Raw genomic sequence first — 2,170 nt, 5'->3', positions numbered from 1 at the left:
TAACGGCGAGTCAACGAACCAAGAATCCCTTCGCCTTTAGGCAAGGGAGTGTCAATATCTGGTACGCCTATTTCTCTTAAGCCCAAATCTAACGCTTGAACTAACTTTCTCAGTGTCTCATCACAATACCCTACAAGAGAAACACTCGTTGGAAATAAAATTAAACCCTCTAAACTAAAAGTGAATGATTTAAAATTTGGAACTATTTGAGTAAATAATTCATGGACTTTTACCACATCTTCGTTTTTAAAAAGCGGAGGATTGTGGACAGTTCGTATACTTTTAATAGTTATATGCAGGCATTCACTCGAATAATAAAAATGGTGAGAATCTAAGCTTTGTAAGGGAGCGATGATTTCTTTTGATATTGTTTGGGCAATGTCTTTTGACGGAAAAGTTAATGATGCTAGACAAATTGCGTCATCGTTTTCATAGTCACTTCGCATCTCAACAATGCTTAATTGACTTTGCCCTTGAGAGATACTATCTTTCACCTGTTGGATCATTTTTTTCTGCTGTGCGATGTAGTTGTCACTCATTATGAAGTACTTGTTCTCTTACAAAGAAACGCCCATAGCTGGACGTTAAGAAGACAATCTTACTTTAACAGCTAAAATAGCTAACCAATAAGTCGCTTCAGTGTAGATAACTTGTCTTTGTAGGGAGCGTATCGCCATTTTAAATCCAACCAGAAGGGATTGTGCAAGACACTTTTGTAATGGGAAAAGGTGTCAAAACTGGATTTCCCGTGGTACTTGCCAATTCCACTATCACCAACACCGCCAAATGGTAAAGATGAAACAGCAACTTGTATGACTGTGTCGTTAATACAAACTCCACCGGACGAGGTTTGTTGCAAGACTTGTTGTTGCAGATTTTTGTTGTTAGAAAATAAATATAAAGCCAAGGGTTTCGATTTAGAGTTAATTAAGTCAATTGCTTCTGTTATGTCCGTGTATTCTATCACTGGAAGAATTGGACCAAAAATTTCTTCCTGCATTACCGAGCCGGTTAAGGAGACATCCTCAAGCACTGTTGGGGCAATATAAAGTTCTGAAGGATTGGTTTCTCCGCCAATCCGAACTTTACCCTCTTTCAGGAAATGAGCCAATCTGTCAAAATGTTTTTGATTGACAATCCTTGGATAATCAGAACTCTTTGCAGGATTGTCTCCATAAAATTCTTGCAAGCATTTATGAAGTTCATTTAATAAATTTTCTTTGATGCTTTTATCCACCAAAAGATAGTCTGGTGCGATACAAGTTTGTCCGCAGTTGAGAAACTTGCCCCAAGTAATGCGTCTTGCGGTGTGTTCGATGTTAATGTCAGTATCTACGATACAAGGACTCTTTCCACCCAATTCTAAGGTGACGGGTGTCAGGTTTTTAGCGGCTGCTTCCATGACTATTTTTCCTACAGCCGTCCCACCAGTGAAAAAGATATGGTCAAATTTTTCTGCTAGTAATTGTTGACTTGTTTGCACACCTCCTTCGACCACTGTAATATAAGCTGGCTCGAAATATTGTTTGATCATCTCATTGAGAAGACGAGACGTATTTGGTGTCAGTTCTGAGGGTTTAAGAATTGCACAGTTTCCTGCTGCAATAGCACCTACCAATGGTGAAATCATTAATTGAAATGGATAATTCCAAGGACCAATAATTAAAACCACTCCTAGCGGTTCTGGATAAATGCGTGCCGATGCAGGAAAGAATTGCAGGGAAACAGGTGCTTTCTTAGGTTTCGTCCAAATTTTGATATGCTTGATAGCATGGCTAATTTCTTGGATGACTCCAATTTCTGTTGCATAACTCTCAAATTCTGGTTTATTTAAGTCTGCTTTTAGTGCGTTGGTAATTGCGTCTTTCTGCTCAGTGACTGCTTGTTTTAAAGTTTTTAGTTGTTCAAGTCGAAAATTAATGTCTTTTGTCTGACCAGTATTAAAGTAAGCACGTTGTTTGCGGATGATATCGGCAATTGATATTTCTTGAGAAATCATTGTTTTTGTTCTCGTTAGCTAAGTTGAATCAATTTTTCAGTAATTGAAAGTCAGAAGAAAGCTTTTTTCTATCTTAGACTAATATGAAATTCTTATTGATACGCGCGTTGTATTCATACGTATTACCCTCCGGGTTCGCCAGTCGCCTGGCTGTCGGAAACCCTCCCGCAG

Annotated in this window: 2 protein-coding genes; both read right to left on the bottom strand. The window is 38.5% G+C overall.

Features of this window, described 5'->3' with window-relative positions:
• Nucleotides 1–539: hypothetical protein (locus tag DP116_RS27965; protein ID WP_169158214.1), on the bottom strand; the 539-nt coding region annotated here is incomplete at its 3' end.
• An 80-nt stretch (nt 540–619) separates the two neighbouring features.
• A complete protein-coding gene (locus DP116_RS27960; RefSeq protein WP_169158213.1) occupies nt 620–1,999 on the bottom strand; it encodes an aldehyde dehydrogenase in 1,380 nt (459 codons plus the stop codon).
• Nucleotides 2,000–2,170 lie beyond the last annotated feature (171 nt).

Source organism: Brasilonema bromeliae SPC951, from assembly GCF_012912135.1.
GTDB classification, from domain to species: Bacteria; Cyanobacteriota; Cyanobacteriia; order Cyanobacteriales; family Nostocaceae; genus Brasilonema; species Brasilonema bromeliae.
Note: the sequence above shows the minus strand (reverse complement) of the source record. Positions and strands in the feature narration are given on the sequence as shown.

Excerpts from the sequence above, each read along its gene's own strand:
- DP116_RS27960 (WP_169158213.1), bottom strand. The coding sequence starts at position 1,999 with ATGATTTCTCAAGAAATATCAATTGCCGATATCATCCGCAAACAACGT.